This window comes from Salinibacterium sp. NSLL17 (assembly GCF_015864935.1).
Classification (GTDB): domain Bacteria; phylum Actinomycetota; class Actinomycetes; order Actinomycetales; family Microbacteriaceae; genus Rhodoglobus.
Genome location: NZ_JADYWH010000001.1, coordinates 1,211,480 through 1,227,333, shown reverse-complemented (window position 1 = coordinate 1,227,333; position 15,854 = coordinate 1,211,480). Strand labels below are relative to the sequence as shown.

Genomic DNA, 15,854 nt, shown 5'->3' with positions numbered 1-15,854 from the left:
TGGCTGTCTCCTCCTATGGGACCTCTTTAGCCCTATCCCGGCGTGGTACACGCTCGGCGGTCTCCTCTAGTGAGGCAGTTAGAGCTATGTCATGCCGTGGCACTCTCCCGGCTGTCTCCTATTACGGGACCTCCTACGCTTGTGTTCCGCATCTGCGGACACTCCCTTTCTTTCCCAATCCTCCGCGCGTTTTCGGGAGCGCGCGGCGGCACCCTCACACTGTCGTGAGACTCGGTAGTGAGCCGCGACGACTCGTCCCCTTTCGGCGAGTCGTCCTCCTCTCGCGAGAGTCGCGCCGTAGCGCATTCGGTCTCAGCGGCGCGACTCCGCAAACCGTTGTCATTGGGCCTCCTCCCTACTGGATCAGTCAGCAGTAGGGAGGGTCAAAACTTTCACCCCGCACGCATCTTCCAGCCTCAATACGAGGGTGGAGCGTTTTTTGCGTTTCTAGGGCCGTTTACACGACCCACTTCTAGCCAGTCTCACGCCGAGAGTGGCGTCTTTTTGCGTACCCAAAAGCTTCACCGCCGCGTGACGGTCCCTCACGCCCAACTCAACCCAACTCTGTAAGGAGCTACCAAATGACAACCCACATCATCCCCCTAGAGCACATTTCGATTTTCAATGGCTCTCGCGTTACTAACGTGGTCGACCCTGACACCGGCAAGAAGCGCACTCACGGTCTCGGCGCTGTCGGCGACCCCATCACGCCGTACCTCGACCACCGCGCGGAGGGCTACTACCTCGAAATCTTTCCCGGTTCCGCCGCTCCCGTGGTCCACGAAATCGACCTACGAGGGCCTCGTCTCGCTTCCGGGAAGTTCCCGTCGAAGCGCGTCCCGTGGTCCGCTCTCGGCGCTGACGACATCGACCCCTTTGCTGACTGGAAGAACTAATGACCGATACCAACAACACCCAGAATCCCGAAACCCAATCCCCCAACAAACGCGAACGAGAGCGCGAGGAGCGCTTCTCCGCTGCGGCGCTCGTGGAGTTCGCACTGGAGCGCTACAAGCTCCGCCGTTCGCCGGACGGAATGCTCTTCGCGACTCCGGTTGACCCGTCCGCGCCTCAGATCGCGCGTGAGATTCGCTCGCTCCGTCCTGACCTCTCCCGCGCTCTCTGGGCCTCTCGTGGGATCGCCGTAGGGCGTGAAACGCTCGGCACGGCTATCGAGACATTGCAGGGCCTGGCCTACGATGCGCCGGTCTCAGAAGTGCATATTCGCTCAGCTCGTGTCGGCGGTGCGTTCCAGATCGACCTAGGCGACGACTCCGGACGCTACGTCAGCGTCTCCCCCGGCGAGTGGGAACTAATCGACCCTCGCTCGCACGAGACGCCGGAGGACTTACGCCGCGCGACGTTCCGCCGTACCGCCGCGACGAACCCACTCCCCGCACCGATCAGCGGAGGCTCTCGCGACGACCTCCGCGAGCTTCTCGGCTTCGAGGTCCACGACCCGCGCTGGAAGCTGGCGTGGGGCTGGCTCGTCGGCTCGTTCTTCGTCGACCGTCCGCGCCCGATCCTCTGGGCACTCGGCGCGCAAGGCTCCGGCAAGTCGACCCGCGCGAGGATGCTCCTCAACGTCGTTGACCCGGTCGACGCTCTAGGGCGTGAACCGGGAAAGAACGAGCGCGACGACTTCACCGCCGCCGCTGGCCGCTATATCCCATCGTGGGACAACATCGGCAGCGTCTCGGCGGCAACGTCGGACTTCCTCTGTCGACTCGTGACTGGTGTCGGTGTGGATCGCCGCGAGCTGTATTCGGACGACACACTCCGGACGTCGACGATCCGTCGTTCCGGCGTCGCGACATCCATCGTCCTCCCTATCGGCCTAGGACCGGACGCTCTGGAGCGAATGGTCCTCCTAGAACTGGACCGCGTCCCGGAGAGTGAGCGCCGAAGTGAGGCGGAGCTATGGGCCGACTTCGACCGTTTACACGCTTCGATCCTCGGCGCGCTCCTCGACGACGTAGCGGGAGCTATGGCCCGACTCAGCGAAGCGACGAACGAGGTCCGCGAGCTGCCGCGAATGGCGGACTACGCGCTCGTGCTGCACGCGCTCGATAGGCATTTAGACCTCGACGACTACGAGGGTTTCGCTGAGGCGTACACGCGCTCCGTGCGCGGCGTCCTCGCTGACCGCGCCGAGAGTGATCCGCTCACGGCTGGTCTCGTCAAAATCGCGAAGCGTGGCGGTGTTAAAGGTTGGTCCGGGACGGCGGAATCACTCCTGTACTTGCTGGAGGAGTTTCGTCCGGACGATCCTCGCGCTGGCTGGCCGTCGACTCCGTGGTCTCTCTCGTCGGCGCTCACAAAGGGTCACGAGACGCTCCGCGCGGCTGGACTCAGCGCCGAACGTCGACGCCGAAAAGGTGCGCGGATCATTGTCCTGAAGTTCGACCCGGTCCGGGAGCTGGAAATCGTGCCCGCGCCAGACGAGACGCCGGAGGAGACACCAGACGAGGACGACTTCACCTCGACGGTTAAGCCCTCGTTGCCGTTACGAGTGGTCAGCGGTCCGGACGTCCGCTCCGTCGTTAGCTGATCGCCGCGCAGGGGGTGTCGCGGGGGGTGTCGCACTAGCCCCAAAGGGTGACGCAGTGACAGCCGCGACACCCCTATGCGTCACCCCTTTTGGCCAGTAAACACGCGGAAAACGCCAAAAGGGTGTCGAGGGTGACGCGCACGCGGGTGCGTTTGCATACTCGTGGGTCTCAAAAATACCCATATAAGAGATATCTGCAAGCCCTCCCGCGTCCGCGACACCCTCGTCACCCTCGTCACCCCGGTACTCCTCACGCCCGCTCTCGGCGCTCTTCGTCGCGCCGCGAACCTACCCACCTAACGAGAAAGGAGGGCCTCATGGCTCGACTTACTAGCACCCCCGCAGGTGCCTTCTTCGAGACTGACCTACCTACAAATATCGACCTCGCCGCCACTCCCGGCGCATTGGACGCTCACGCCGAATGGCGACGGGCTAACCGTGTCGCGTTCGCTCATTACTCCGCGCTGAAGACGACGAGAGCCAAGCTCGAACAACTCCGGCGTGAGCGCGCCCCGTTCGCGCAGGTTATGACGACTCAGGCTCGTGTCGCTGAACTGGAGCGTCTGTCTGAGTTCGCTCAGCGCGACGCTCTCTCGGCGCTCCAGCACTTCGACCGGCTCGTGAGCGAGAAGGGCACCCGCTTCTAACGAAGCGCTGCGGGAGTAAGCCCGCAACCACTAACTTCCGGCGCATATCGCGCCGGTCCCACAAAACCGCCGTGTAAGCGGCTCAATCAACCCGAAAGGAAACCCAATGACAATCCGAAACGACCGAATCACTAGCACTGGCTATGGCCGCGCTACCTACCTCCACGCTCAGTACGAGCCTTCAACGTTCATCGTCGACGCGTCCGGCGCTCGCCCGCTCTACGACGCATGGCAAAAGGAGAACGCTCGCGGCGACGAGCTGCGCCGTGTCTGGAAGTCCGCGAACCACGCGCTCTACGAAGCTCGCAAGCGCGGCGCGTTCACGACGGAGCTGGAAGAGCTGGAAGTCAAGAACCGCAACGCTGAAACCGCTATGAAGCGCCACGGCTCAGTAGCGCTCCGCGCGCTGGCAAAGTTCGACGACGCCGTCCGCGAGTTCACTCGTTCGGCTGACGCCCGCGAGGGTCTCGTCGACGCAATGCTCGCGGCTGACGCAAAGGCAAAGGCGCTCTACGAGGAACTGATCGACACCTTGGACGCTCGCGAGGACCTCTGGAAGAAGGCCGGTTCGCCCGCTGCATTGCTTCATTACTCGCGTCGCGGGATCGCGCGCAACACGTTAGGGACTGTGAAGGCTGCGAAGGACACGTTCTCGCGAATGCTGGAGCAATTCCCTCACCGTGAAGCTATCGCGGCCTCCTTCGACGAGCGCGACGCAGAGGAGGTCCGCTAATGCCCAGCTCCTCTATCGAAGCGGGCCTCGCTATGGGACTCACGGGAGCGCCGCTCCTCGCTTACGCTCTCGCCGCCTTGGAAGCGAAGGTCGACCTCGCAACCACTACCCCTAACTCCGAAAGGATCAACTAATGGCAGACATTGACCAGATCGTCCGCGACGCCGTAGCGGAGCATCCGTTCCCCTCGTCTCTCACAGACGCAGACGCCCAAACGCAGCGCCGCATTACCCGCGAAGCTGAAGCCCTGGGCCTTGACCCCGAGGCCCTCTTCGCTACGCACAAGGCGCAGACAGAGGACGCTATCGCCTTCGACGCTGACGCTATCGCTGCGGACGTGCGAGGCAATCGCGGACCGCTCGTCTAGAGCGCGTTTACACGCATCCCCCCCGCGCCGGAGCTGGCTTTCACGTCGGCTCCGGCCTCTTCATCTACCCCTATCAATCAGCGGCTCTATAAACCGCTGGGCGTGCTTGGAGGCACGCAAGCATGACCGCATCACCCCGTAACCAGAAGAAGACCGCTCTCAATTCCCGCGCGCGCTATCGCGAGACGCAGCGCCGTGTCGAGAAGCTTGCTCACTTCACCACATACCGCGCGTCCTCGACGCCCGCTGGACTACGAAAGCCTCACACCATGAACCAATGGCTAGAGTTGACGCCCGCTGAGCGCCTCGCGCAGCTAAAAGCGAACGTCCGCGACGAGGTCCGCGCATTCAGTGAGGCCGTCGCAAGGAAGCCGAAGACTGTCGAGGCTCCAGCGCCCGCACCCGCGCTTGCGCCTGAGCCTGAACCTGAGACGCCCGCGACGACGGCTCGTTACTTCGTACCTTGCCACCGTTGCGGCGAGTTCGTCCCGGCGCGAGGAGCGAAGCCAGTCAAGCGCCCTACCTGCGAGACCTTCCCCCATTGCGCTCAGTACGCCGGAGAGGGGCGCGACTAATGGCGTGGAGCAAGGGCCGCAGCGCGAGGAGTGAGAGGCTGCCGTCTAACTGGCAGTCGCTCCGCCTCCGCGTCTTACGGCGTGACGGGTACAAGTGTCAAGCTCGCGACTCTCGCGGCTTCCGCTGCGGCGAGCGAGCTAATCAAGTCGACCACATTCGACGCGGCGACGATCACTCGATGGAGAATCTCCAGAGTCTCTGCCGCTGGCATCACGCGCGTAAGTCTTCAGCCGAAGGCGCAGCCGCACGAGGGCCTCGACCTCGTATCAAGCGAGACCCGGAGCCGCATCCCGGGATGATCCGGCGCTAGGGAGTGGCCCTACACTCCCCCCCGCCGAGGGTCCATGCCCTAACTGGCATAGCCTCTTCCGGTTTATACCGGCATGAGCTCCAATTTTGGGGCGCTTCCCGGCCTAAATCGGCCCCTATCTAACCATCAGGAAGGAGTCATTGAAATGACCCACTCAAACGACATCCTCGACGGCTGGGACCTCCCGGCATCGTGGACTCCCGGCGCGCGCGACGTGTTCGCTGGCGTCCTACAGCAACGCCCGGACCTCGCCGGAGCTGAGCTGTCGTCCCTCGAACAAGCCGCCGCGCTGCACAGCATGGCGGACCAGCTCGAAGAGGCCGCAGTCGCGGAGGGCCTGCTCGCGACCGGGTCCGCTGGTCAGCGCATCGTTCACCCCGGCGTGACTGAGGCGCGTCTGGCCCGCACGTCTGCCGCTGCGATCCTCGCACGGCTCGTCCCGATCAACCACGGCGGCGCTATGACTGCAAGCGCTCGTGGCCGTGACGCAGCTCGCAAGCGCTGGGCTGCGTCATGAGACGCCCGGACGCTTCCGCGTTAGTAGCGACTCTGACTATCGAGACCCTCGGCCACGAGTGGCATCCAGTCACGCCGCCCGAGGGCTGGACGCCGAAGGCAGTCGCGGACGCGGCGGTTAGCTTCGCTCAATCGGCGCTCGATGTCGACGCTCCGTATCGGCGCAAAATTACGGAGGCGTACCGCGACCTGATGCGCGTGCTTCCGGACGTTAAGCGAGCCGAGATAGTCGACCGTTTACACGGTATTGATCCGCTAGCTGACTATCTCGACGAGCTGCAATAGCGAAAGGGAGAACCCTCCGGAGTCATTCTGGAGGGTTCTCCCCGCTACGAGCGATGCCCCCGCTGAGGCGGTTTCGGCCCCAGCGGGTCAAATCCCGTCTAGCTGTGATTCAGCTTCTTCAGGCGGTTTAGAGGTGTAATCCCCTGCCACCCCGCACCGACACTCAGATATTCGCCATGAAATCCCGGCTTGACCTCGATCCGGTGCAGCTCGTGAGTTACAGGGTCTTCTGCGAGATAAACGATGTTCTTCTCTTTGATACCGCGCATGACCTGCTCGGCTGAGTTCGGCGACCATATGGCTTTCACGTGGCCGACCGAGTACCCGAGGGAAGTGATTCTCCCCGAGACGTCAGTCTCAACCATGTTGACGATTCTTATTTCCATACTTGCTCCTTACCTGCCCGACATCGCAACAGAGCCGAGACATGGGTCTCGTTACGTGTGAGATAGGCTGGAGAGAAATTCCGGTCCAAGGAATTGGCGCCCACCTCGACGACGTATCTGATGCGAATATTGAGTTGGAGCACCTACAGTACCGCCTTGAAAGGGTCTCAGAGCCACTCAGTTTGACTGTGAGACCCTTTTTGCGTACCCGAAAGCAATTCAATCTCCGGCGCCGGGAAAGCCCCTCAGAAAGCCGCAGAGCGTCTATGCGAGCAGTTGTGGGACGCTGTGGGCATGTGGCGGCGTGATTTTGCCACTTGTGAAGTCCTCAAGAATCGAAGCTCTAGTGAGCGACTTTCTACGAAAAAGAAAGTTATCCCCAGCAGACTTTCCGGCGTGTTTGGGCATGTTATCCACAGTTTGTCCCCACTTTGGGACGAGGATTCACGTCGCTTTGACGCTACGAGACGACCACGAGTGGCACCCTGCGTCGCGCCAAACCCAACTGCCTCTATCTATGCTTCGACACGAATTCAACGGCAGCCTCCAGTGGACCCCTCGCCGCGCGACTCGCGCTCTCTCGACTCGATCCGTCGCTCTGCTTCGCTAGAGCCTCTTCCAAAGCCGTAATCTGTGCCTCCAGATCCAAGCGGTAGACGTCCGCCGCCTTTTGTCTCGTTTGCACCGTCGTGCGCTTGTCGACGTGTTTAGCCACCTCGCGGATATAAGCCTCGCGCCGGGCAGCACTGATGCATTTGTTAGTACGGGCAAGCGGTTCCCAAATCTTAAGCTGGCGAGTTTCGTCCGCGATTATGTCCTCAAGTGACTCGATTTCAGATTCCACAGACTGCCGTATGCCCACCAAGCGCTCGATCGATTTCTCCAACCGTCGCTTCTCAGCCCAGGCGAACGGAAGTCTCGAAAGCCACGCCCCCATAGAAGCCGGATAATTCGCGGCAGCAGAAACGATCAACAACATGGGATAGCCAACCAATGCGCCCATCACTACGAGCAAAGTCAACGCGGCCAAAGCTGCGATATAGGCATTGCCTCCGCCAACGAGAATGCTCCAGAATGCCCCCACTTGAAGAGTGAGCAGCAACAATCCGCCAGTGGTGATCAAGAGCCCCTGAAAGAACGCCAGCCATCGGCGTTCGTAGGTCCATGCGGAGGCGACAATTCTGGCTTCGATAACGTAGGCGAGCGCCACGACCGGAACGGTTGTGGCTAAAGGAACCCAGAAGTTCTCGATGAGGTTTTCAGCGTTAAGAATGATCACAACGCGAGACTAGTCGGCTTCAACTGTCTGTCCGAGATAGCCTCACCTTTATCTGGAAAACGGGCGCACGACGATTCTGCATTCGGCGCACCACCAAGCGCCTACAGTCGCGTCCATTGGGGTTAAACAATTCATGCAATTCGGCGACGCGGCGAACGCCAATTCGTCGCCACTTACGCCCGTGACCCAGAGTGTACTCATCGCGCTCCTGCGTATTTATTGCAGATTCCGCTGCAGGAATCTCCACTTGGTGGGTGGTGAGCCGCACGGCAACTCCGAGATCACGACGCCGTTTTCGACGATGCGACCGAGGAGCGCGTCGTGGCCACTCGGGTAAAAACGGTCCACTCCCCCGGCGAGAAAGGCGACAGTGAGTCCTTGGCTGGCGAGAGCAGCGCGGTGGGCCATGCCGTCGATTCCGTAGGCGGCGCCCGACACGATCGTGTACCCGCGATCGACGAGACCGGCGGAGGCTTCCATCGTGATGTGCTCGCCATAGCCGGTTGCCGCACGAGCACCGACGAGAGCGATGCCGCGATCGATTCCGGCAAGAGCTTCGTCGGTTCCGCGAACCCAGAGCGCCGAGGGCGCGTGCCAGTCGAGATCGTTGAGGCGCGACGGCCACAGGGGGTCGTCGGGCGTGAGCAGGCGTGCGCCAAAACGGGAGGCCTGCCGCAGAGCGATGAGCGCGGTGTTGGACTTGAGCCGCGGCATCCAGCGCTCGATTGCTTGAGCCATGTCGCCATCAGCCACCGCGTCACCGCCCGTTGACAGAGCGGCAGCGAAGCGTTCTGGTTCCCACCGTTCGACAACGCCGGCGAGTGCTCGCACGGCACCGAGTTGCTGAATGGCGCAACCAGCAAGACGATCGCCGGGTTCCGCAAGGCCACTCCACGTTGCACGCGCGAAGCGTTCTTCGATCGCGTCGCGGTCGAGATCATCACCGCCGCCAACGCTGACTGCCTTCACAAGGGTGGCGACTTCTGATTCTTTGAGTCCAAACATGCTCACTGTGACATGGCCTTTCTAAGGTAGAGCGCTTGCCCAACGTGGGTGTCGTCGGGTCGGGAATCGTCGGCGAGGTCAGCGAGTGACCAGGCGACGCGGAGCACACGGTCATACCCGCGCATCGTGATGCCGCCGCGTTCAAGGGCACGGTCAAGCCCTGCTGTGACCTTGGGGGCGAGCCGCAGTTCGCGACCGCGTAGATACGAGCCCGGCACGTGAGAGTTGAGCCGCCACGGCGTGGTCTCGAGGCGAGCGGCTGCACGCTGACGGGCCGCTCTGACTCGGGCGCGGGCATCCGCCGTCGAAAGAGACGGTCGCTCGCCCGCTAACCGCAGTTGAGCGCTCGTGATGCGCTCGACGCGAAATTGAATGTCAATGCGGTCAAGCAACGGACCCGACAGGCGTGCAAGGTAGCGCCGCCGACTATTGGGTGGGCAGGTGCATTCGCTGTCGCGCGCACCCCACTGCCCGCAGGGGCAAGGATTGGCCGCCATCACGAGCTGAAAGCGGCCAGGAAAGTGAGCAATCGCGTTCGCCCGATGGATGCTGATGACTCCCGATTCGAGCGGTTGCCGAAGCGCGTCCAGCGCTGCCGGCGCAAACTCGGGTGCTTCGTCGAGAAAGAGCACTCCGTCGGAGGCTCGGGCGGCAGCACCCGGACGTATCTGCGAGCTGCCGCCTCCCACGAGCGCCGCGGCCGTCGCCGTGTGATGGGGCGCTTCGAGGGGTGGCCGGGTGGTGAGACTGCTGCCCACCGGCAACCCGGCCAACGAACGAATGGAGGAGACTTCGAGAGCTGCTTGGGGATCGAGGTCGGGCAGTAGCCCAGGAAGTCGAGCCGCGAGCATTGTTTTGCCCGCACCGGGAGGGCCAAGCAAGAACACGTGGTGGCCACCCGCTGCGGCGACGAGCATTGCGTCGATCGCATCGCTACTGCCGATCATGTCGGCAAGGTCGCCACCGGTATCGGGGGCCACCTCGGGGGCCGGGCGCGTGATCACTTCAACGGGTTCAGGCTCGAATTCTCCGCCATGCCAGATGGCGGCATCCCGCAGTGAGGGCACCGCGATCACGCGCATGTCGGGCACGAGCGATGCTTCGTCAGCGTTTCCGCTCGGCACCATCACTGTCATGAATCCGGCCCGCGATGCGGCGAGCACTGCGGGCAGCACACCGTTCACCGGACGCAAGCGCCCATCGAGCCCGAGTTCTCCAATATGGAGCACCCGGTCGATCGATTCTGCAGAGATAGTTCCGGAGGCGGCGAGCGCCGCGACGGCTATCCCTAGGTCGAAACCGGAGCCGTGTTTGGGTAGCGCGGCAGGCGACAGGTTGACGGTAATTTTGCGGTTCGGCAGCCCGCATCCGGAGTTCGTTGCTGCGGCCCGCACGCGGTCTTTTGCTTCGCCCAGCGCAGTATCGGGCAAGCCGATGAGCACGAAGCCGGGAAGGTTGTTGGAGAGGTCTGCTTCGATCTCGACGATCGCACCTTCGAGGCCGAGTAGGGAGACGGCATAGGTTCTGCCGATCACGAGATGCGTTTCAAGTGCTCGATCTCGACAGTTCCACGCGAGGGCACAATTACCGCAACGGCATCAATGCGCACGGAAGAACCAGATCCGGGGTGATCGTCACACCAAGCCGCAGCGAGCCGTCGCAAACGTGCAAGTTTCGTGGCAGTGATCGACTCAAATGGATGCCCAAACAGCACGCTCGAACGAGTCTTGACCTCGACGAACACGAGCTCGTCGCGCTCTCGCGCCACAATGTCGAGTTCGCCCTGTGAGCACCGCCAATTGCGATCAAGGATCTCGAGCCCTGAACTGATGAGGTGGTCGGCCGCGAGGGTCTCGCCGTGCGCGCCTAGTTCGTCTTTTGCTGCCATGGCTCAAGAGTCGCGCCTGGGCACAACCGAGAACGTGGCGCGGCACGATGTGGGAGAAGACTCCGCCACGAACCCCGGTGGGGAGGACTAGTGATCTAGCCGGTCGCACCGCCCGCTTCAAACACCGAGACGCTGAACCACACACCGTCGTCGACGGTAACCCTGAGCTTCAGAGTGGACGGGTCAGCGTCGAACGGCTCCGTAATGCTCGTCATTGCCGCAGTTCCGCGCTCGCTCGCACAGTCGTTTGCCTGCACTCCGTCCACAACTTCTCCGTCGGAGACGAGGAAGAGTTCGAACTCCGATGTCCGGTCGCAGCCGATGGCAAGAAAGAGCTGATCAACGGAGTCGCTGAGCGGCGGGAGGGAGTATTCGTGGGCACCCACATCTACCTGCTCAAAGAGAATGGCGTCGCTGAAACCTGATCGTTGCATGCCGGGGTCCGCGCTCAACAACGGCATCCTCGATTCGCCTGCCTCCCCCGACGACTCCGACGACTCCGACGACTCCGACGACTCCGATACTTGGGGCTCAGCCGACACGCACCCGGCAAGTCCGAGCACAACCGCGATACCGACAAGAGCAACTCCGCAAAAACGCATAGTCGATTTCTAACACTCAGCCGAGCATCCGCCTAGCAAATCTAACGAATTGTCACGAAACCGTTTTCGGGCGCACAGGCACAGGGCGCAGCTACGCAAACAACCCGGCGATCAAGCTGCCCGCCAGCACGACCATGACCGCCGCAATGAGGATGTCGAGCACCCGCCACGCCATCGGCTTAGCGAAGAGGGGTCGCAGATAGCGACTGCCGTAGCCGATCGCCGTGAACCAGATCACGCTGCCGAGGCATGCCCCGAGCGCGAACCACCAGCGGTCGTCGCCATAGGTTCCGCCGATGGAGCCGAGCAGCAGCACGGTATCGATGTACACGTGCGGGTTGAGCCAGGTGAGCGCGAGCGCTGTGGAGAGGGCGGCAGCGAGCGTCATCCCCGTTCCGGATGCTGTTGCGGTGAGTGCTTGCGGTCGGGCCGCCCGGCGAAGCGACAAGAACGCGTAGACGAGTAAAAAGAGTGCGCCGCCGACGCGGGCGACGATCAAGAGCCAACCCGCTTGCTCGATTAGCGCCCCGAGGCCAGCAACACCGGCGGTTATCAACACAACGTCGGAGAGCATGCACACGAGCACCACTGCGGTGACGTGTTCCCGCCGCAACCCTTGCCGCAGCACGAACGCGTTTTGGGCGCCGATGGCAATAATCAGCGAGAGCCCAAAGCCGAGCCCGGCGACGACGACGGCAAAGATCGAGAGCATGAGATGACTCTAGGGGCAGAATGGGTGCATGCCGACTATGCCATCGCCGGAGCACCGTGACCTCGTTCACACGCTGAGTTCCGAGGTGCGCGGCGACGTCGATGACTCCACGCGGCGCCGTGCCGAATACTCGAGCGATGCCTCGAACTATCGGGTTGTGCCGCAAGTGGTCGTGTTCCCACGTGACACGGACGACGTGCTGGCCGCGCTTTCCGTCTCTCGCGACAGCGGCACTCCCCTTACTTCGCGCGGTGGTGGCACGTCAGTCGCGGGCAACGCAATCGGCAGCGGCATCGTGCTCGATTTCTCCCGCCATCTGAACCACGTTCTTGAGATCGACGCGGATGCCCGAACCGCCCGTGTGCAGCCCGGCACCGTGTTGGCCACTCTCCAATCCGCCGCGCAGCCTCATGGTCTGCGCTTCGGCCCCGATCCCTCGACGTGGTCGCGCTGCACCGTCGGAGGCATGATCGGCAATAACGCCTGCGGAGCTCATTCCCTGCAGTTCGGCAAAACGGCCGACAACGTGAAGAGCCTTGACGTGATCGATGGCCTCGGGCGACGCTTCACCGCGGCTAATGACCCGACCATCGTTGATGGTCTCCCTGCCCTTGTCAGCAGTAACCTCGCAACGATCCGCACCGAGCTCGGGCGCTTCGGCCGTCAAGTGTCGGGCTACAGCCTCGAACACCTGCTGCCGGAGCATGGCCATAACCTGGCCCGCAGTCTCGTCGGAACCGAAGGCAGTCTCGTGACGCTGCTCGAGGCGACCGTCGATCTCGTGGCGGAGCCCCAGCATCCGCTGCTCGTCGCCCTTGGCTACCCCGACATGGTGACCGCCGCCGACGCTGTTCCCGCGCTACTCGCTCACCACCCGACCGCCATCGAGGGCCTCGACGCCCGAATCGTGGATGCCGTCAGTCGCGCCCGCGGAGCCCGCGCCGTCGCCGCCCTGCCCGCCGGCGCCGGGTGGTTGCTCGTCGAGGTCACGGGAGACGACCCCGCCGAGACTCTCCAACGCGCGAACAACCTCGCCGCCGATGCTGCGGCGATCGAGTCCCGCGTCATCACCGATGCGGTGGCCGCGAAACAACTGTGGCGCATCCGCGAAGATGGGGCCGGGCTCGCCGGACGCACGGCATCCGGTACGCAAGCGTGGCCCGGTTTCGAAGACGCCGCCGTGCCGCCGGAACGCCTGGGCGCGTACCTGCGCGACTTCGACGCCCTGCTGGCCGACTACAACATCCAGGGGATGCCGTACGGCCATTTCGGCGACGGTTGCGTTCATGTTCGGCTCGAGATTCCTCTCGCGACAGATGGCGCAGTTTTGCGAGCTTTCGTGGATGACGCCGCCAGCCTTGTGGTATCCCATGGCGGCTCGCTGTCGGGCGAACACGGCGACGGTCGCGCCCGCAGCGAACTGCTGCCGCGCATGTACTCGCCGGCCGCAATCGACTTGTTCGGGCAGTTCAAGCGACTCTTCGATCCGAACAATCTGATGAACCCGGGCATCGTTGTCGACCCGGCTCCGGTCGATGCCGCTCTGCGCCGTCCGGCCGCCCTACCCCTCATCAAGGTCAACGGTTTCGCGTTTAGCGACGACGACGGCGACCTCACAACGGCCAGCCATCGCTGCGTTGGCGTCGGCAAGTGTCGTGCCGATAACTCGGCCAGCCACGGTGTCATGTGCCCGTCGTTCTTGGCGACCGGCGACGAGAAAGATTCCACTCGCGGCCGCGCCCGCGTGCTGCAAGAAATGGCCAATGGCTCTCTCGTGTCGGGCGGCGTGAACTCGCCAGAAGTGCACGACGCCCTCGACCTCTGCCTCTCCTGCAAAGCCTGCGCGAGCGACTGCCCCGCCGGCGTCGACATGGCCACGCTCAAAGCCGAAGTGTTGCACCGCCGCTACGAGGGCAAACTCCGCCCGCGCAGCCATTACCTCCTCGGCCAACTGCCACGCTGGGCGCGTCTGATCTCGCCGATCGCCCCGCTAGCGAACGCCGCGCTGCGTGTGCCGCTCGTGCGCCGCATCGCCCTCTGGGCCGGTGGAATGGATGCTCGGCGCACGTTCCCCGCCTTTGCCCGTCACCCCTTCCGTTCGAGCTCCGAGGCTCGTGCCCTGCGCGCGGCGCCCCCGGCAGAGGCCGCCACAGCTGGACGGGAAACCCCCGCCACCGCAGCCGCCGAAACCGCGGACCGCCACTCAGCCCCACGCCCCCAAGTCCTCCTCTGGGCCGACTCCTTCACCGACAACTTTTCCCCCGACATCGCCCGCGCCACGATCCGCGTGCTGGATGCGGCCGGCTACGAGATCCTGCTTCCGGAACGCGATGTGTGTTGCGGCCTCACCTGGATCACCACCGGGCAGTTGGCGGGCGCGCGCCAGAAACTCACCGACCTGGTGAGCGAGTTCTCCGGCTATGTCGACCGCGGCATCCCGATTATCGGCATCGAGCCGTCGTGCACGGCCGTGTTGCGCTCAGACCTGACCGAGCTTCTGCCCAACGACCCCGCGGCGGCAGCAGTCGCCCGGTCGACCTTCACACTCTCCGAGCTGCTCACCGCGCCGGCACCGCTGGGGCCAGCCAACTGGCAACCGCCCATCCTCAGCGACCACACCTTTGTCGTTCAGCCACACTGCCACCAGCACGCGGTCATGGGCTTCGACGCCGATCGCGCACTGCTCGCCGCCACGGGAGCAACCGTCACCGAGATCAGCGGATGCTGTGGGCTGGCCGGAAACTTTGGCATGGAGAAAGGACACTACGACGTGTCGGTCGCGGTCGCCGAGAACGGCATCCTGCCTGCCCTGCGTGAAGCGGCATCCGACAGCACTCTGATCGCCGACGGCTTCTCGTGCCGCACCCAGGCATCACAACTCGCGAACACCGAGGGCAAGCATCTCGCGGAGGTTCTTGCCGCAGCACTGCCCGAGCGCTAAGCGGCACGCCCGCACGAAACAGACGCCGACCCAACCCCGCAACAACTGCAGCAGGCCAACCAGCGACACGCGCTATTCGTCGAGCGCGAGTTCCTTCGGCAGTTCGAGGTCCTTGGCACTGAGCTCTTCGATGTTGACGTCCTTGAACGTCAGCACGCGCACGCTCTTCACGAAGCGGTCGGAACGGTAGACATCCCACACCCACACATCGGTCATCGAGAGCTCAAAGTAGAAGTCGTGCTCCGTATCGCGGCGCACCAAATCGACCTCGTTGGCGAGGTAAAACCGCCGTTCCGTCTCAATTACAAAACGGAACTGGCTCACTACATCGCGGTATTCGCGATACAGCGCAAGCTCGACCTCACGGTCGTAGTCTTCAAACTCGTCTTCATCCATGCTGCCCTTATTGTAGGCCGCACTACCGCAACCATGTGTGCCGATGAAGTTCGGTGGCACCAAGACTGCGCACAGCCTCGAAGTGCGCTGCCGAACCGTAGCCTTTGTTACTCGGCCAGCCATAGCCCGGGTACTCCCCGTCGGCTTCGATCATGAGCTTGTCGCGTTGCACTTTGGCCACCACGGATGCCGCAGCCACCGATACGCAGTCACGGTCGGCCTTGACGCGGGTGTGCACTCGCGGCGCAACGGTCAGGGCGCTGCTGAGCCAGTCGGTGCTGCCGTCCAACAGCACTATGGACGACATGATGTCGAGCCCCGCTTCGTGCAATTGGATGAGCGCGCGCTTGCCAGCGAGCCCCAAGGCAGCGGTGATTCCGATGGAGTCGATTTCGGTGGCATCCGCGTAACCAACAGCGGAGAGCGGTGCCCACTCGAGAGTGAGCGGCTCGAGGAGTTCGCGACGTTTCTGACTGAGCATCTTGGAATCGCGAAGGCCTACCGGCCAGTCACCATGCGCCGGAGTCATCGCCGTCATGCCGACACCAACCGGGCCCGCAATCGCGCCGCGCCCTACCTCGTCGCAGCCAATAACTGCCAGCGCGCCCGCCCGAAAGAGCTCGAGCTCAACGTCGCTATTCGGGTCTGCTACTGCCACCG

The 15,854-nt window shown here is 63.2% G+C and carries 18 protein-coding genes; 9 read left to right on the top strand and 9 right to left on the bottom strand.

Features of this window, described 5'->3' with window-relative positions; translation table 11 throughout:
• Positions 1 to 581 precede the first annotated feature (581 nt).
• From I6E51_RS05960 to I6E51_RS05930, 8 genes are all read left to right on the top strand, one after another.
• Positions 582 to 896, top strand: a complete 315-nt coding sequence (locus tag I6E51_RS05960) for a hypothetical protein (RefSeq protein ID WP_197109703.1) — start codon at positions 582 to 584, stop codon at positions 894 to 896.
• On the top strand, positions 896 to 2,551 hold the full coding sequence (locus I6E51_RS05955) for a hypothetical protein (protein WP_197109702.1): 1,656 nt from the start codon (positions 896 to 898) through the stop codon (positions 2,549 to 2,551). Before I6E51_RS05960 ends, I6E51_RS05955 begins: the two co-directional genes overlap by 1 nt.
• A gap of 317 nt (positions 2,552 to 2,868) precedes the next feature.
• Positions 2,869 to 3,198, top strand: coding sequence for a hypothetical protein (locus tag I6E51_RS05950; RefSeq protein ID WP_197109701.1), 330 nt, complete (start codon positions 2,869 to 2,871; stop codon positions 3,196 to 3,198).
• 106 nt (positions 3,199 to 3,304) lie between these two features.
• Positions 3,305 to 3,931, top strand: a complete 627-nt coding sequence (locus tag I6E51_RS05945) for a hypothetical protein (protein ID WP_197109700.1) — start codon at positions 3,305 to 3,307, stop codon at positions 3,929 to 3,931.
• Positions 3,931 to 4,065: a hypothetical protein gene (locus tag I6E51_RS14410; RefSeq protein ID WP_255528583.1), complete on the top strand. Its 135-nt coding sequence runs from the start codon at positions 3,931 to 3,933 to the stop codon at positions 4,063 to 4,065. The genes I6E51_RS05945 and I6E51_RS14410 overlap by 1 nt, the downstream gene beginning before the upstream one ends.
• Positions 4,065 to 4,298: a hypothetical protein gene (locus tag I6E51_RS05940; RefSeq protein WP_197109699.1), complete on the top strand. Its 234-nt coding sequence runs from the start codon at positions 4,065 to 4,067 to the stop codon at positions 4,296 to 4,298. The genes I6E51_RS14410 and I6E51_RS05940 overlap by 1 nt, the downstream gene beginning before the upstream one ends.
• A gap of 1,031 nt (positions 4,299 to 5,329) precedes the next feature.
• Positions 5,330 to 5,701 carry a hypothetical protein gene (locus tag I6E51_RS05935; RefSeq protein ID WP_197109698.1) on the top strand — a complete coding sequence of 124 codons (372 nt, stop codon included), beginning with the start codon at positions 5,330 to 5,332 and terminating at the stop codon, positions 5,699 to 5,701.
• A complete protein-coding gene (locus I6E51_RS05930; protein WP_197109697.1) occupies positions 5,698 to 5,985 on the top strand; it encodes a hypothetical protein in 288 nt (95 codons plus the stop codon). Before I6E51_RS05935 ends, I6E51_RS05930 begins: the two co-directional genes overlap by 4 nt.
• 98 nt (positions 5,986 to 6,083) lie before the next feature.
• On the opposite strand, the gene I6E51_RS05925 is transcribed toward I6E51_RS05930, so the two are convergent.
• The 7 genes from I6E51_RS05925 to I6E51_RS05895 all read right to left on the bottom strand — a co-directional run bounded on the left by I6E51_RS05925 (position 6,084) and on the right by I6E51_RS05895 (position 11,857).
• Positions 6,084 to 6,371: a hypothetical protein gene (locus I6E51_RS05925; protein WP_197109696.1), complete on the bottom strand. Its 288-nt coding sequence runs from the start codon at positions 6,369 to 6,371 to the stop codon at positions 6,084 to 6,086.
• Between the two features lie 511 nt (positions 6,372 to 6,882).
• Positions 6,883 to 7,650, bottom strand: a complete 768-nt coding sequence (locus tag I6E51_RS05920; RefSeq protein ID WP_197109695.1) for a hypothetical protein — start codon at positions 7,648 to 7,650, stop codon at positions 6,883 to 6,885.
• A gap of 216 nt (positions 7,651 to 7,866) precedes the next feature.
• Positions 7,867 to 8,655: a DNA-processing protein DprA gene (locus I6E51_RS05915; RefSeq protein WP_231599914.1), complete on the bottom strand. Its 789-nt coding sequence runs from the start codon at positions 8,653 to 8,655 to the stop codon at positions 7,867 to 7,869.
• Positions 8,656 to 8,657: 2 nt separating this feature from the next.
• Positions 8,658 to 10,190: a YifB family Mg chelatase-like AAA ATPase gene (locus I6E51_RS05910; RefSeq protein ID WP_197109694.1), complete on the bottom strand. Its 1,533-nt coding sequence runs from the start codon at positions 10,188 to 10,190 to the stop codon at positions 8,658 to 8,660.
• The gene (locus I6E51_RS05905) at positions 10,187 to 10,543 is read right to left on the bottom strand and encodes a YraN family protein (protein WP_197109693.1); all 357 of its coding nucleotides are present in this window, start codon (positions 10,541 to 10,543) and stop codon (positions 10,187 to 10,189) included. The genes I6E51_RS05910 and I6E51_RS05905 overlap by 4 nt, the downstream gene beginning before the upstream one ends.
• Before the next feature lie 95 nt (positions 10,544 to 10,638).
• Entirely contained in the window at positions 10,639 to 11,145 is a 507-nt protein-coding gene (locus I6E51_RS05900; RefSeq protein ID WP_197109692.1) for a hypothetical protein, read from the bottom strand.
• A gap of 91 nt (positions 11,146 to 11,236) precedes the next feature.
• On the bottom strand, positions 11,237 to 11,857 hold the full coding sequence (locus I6E51_RS05895; RefSeq protein WP_197106051.1) for a LysE/ArgO family amino acid transporter: 621 nt from the start codon (positions 11,855 to 11,857) through the stop codon (positions 11,237 to 11,239).
• 28 nt (positions 11,858 to 11,885) lie between these two features.
• On the opposite strand from I6E51_RS05895, the gene I6E51_RS05890 reads away from it, so the two are divergent.
• Positions 11,886 to 14,798 (top strand): FAD-binding and (Fe-S)-binding domain-containing protein, encoded by a 2,913-nt coding sequence (locus tag I6E51_RS05890; RefSeq protein ID WP_197109691.1) that lies wholly within the window; start codon positions 11,886 to 11,888, stop codon positions 14,796 to 14,798.
• 72 nt (positions 14,799 to 14,870) lie between these two features.
• Here I6E51_RS05890 and I6E51_RS05885 read toward each other — a convergent pair whose 3' ends face one another.
• Together I6E51_RS05885 and I6E51_RS05880 are read right to left on the bottom strand one after the other, a co-directional pair.
• The gene (locus I6E51_RS05885) at positions 14,871 to 15,194 is read right to left on the bottom strand and encodes a DUF2469 domain-containing protein (RefSeq protein WP_009772690.1); all 324 of its coding nucleotides are present in this window, start codon (positions 15,192 to 15,194) and stop codon (positions 14,871 to 14,873) included.
• Between the two features lie 22 nt (positions 15,195 to 15,216).
• Positions 15,217 to 15,852: a ribonuclease HII gene (locus I6E51_RS05880; RefSeq protein WP_197109690.1), complete on the bottom strand. Its 636-nt coding sequence runs from the start codon at positions 15,850 to 15,852 to the stop codon at positions 15,217 to 15,219.
• Between the last annotated feature and the right edge of the window lie 2 nt (positions 15,853 to 15,854).